Genomic DNA, 217 nt, shown 5'->3' with positions numbered 1-217 from the left:
TCAGGTAAGGATACCATACCATTACGTATGGTGGGTTTCCCCATTCGGAAATCTTCGGATCAAAGCTTACTTACAGCTCCCCGAAGCATATCGGCGTTAGTCCCGTCCTTCCTCGACTCCTAGTGTCAAGGCATCCACCGTGCGCCCTTTCTAACTTAACCAAACTAAAAATTAAAAAATATGAGCTACACTGTTATCTAGTTTTCAAAGAACATAC

Annotated in this window: 1 rRNA gene; it reads right to left on the bottom strand. The window is 43.3% G+C overall.

Features of this window, described 5'->3' with window-relative positions:
- Positions 1-161: ribosomal RNA gene (locus MR113_RS28110) — 23S ribosomal RNA — on the bottom strand; the annotation flags it as partial.
- Positions 162-217 lie beyond the last annotated feature (56 nt).

The sequence above is a fragment of the Bacillus cereus group sp. BfR-BA-01379 genome, from assembly GCF_022663605.1.
In the GTDB taxonomy this organism is placed as follows: domain Bacteria; phylum Bacillota; class Bacilli; order Bacillales; family Bacillaceae_G; genus Bacillus_A; species Bacillus_A mobilis.
This window is presented reverse-complemented; position numbering and strand designations above follow the sequence as displayed.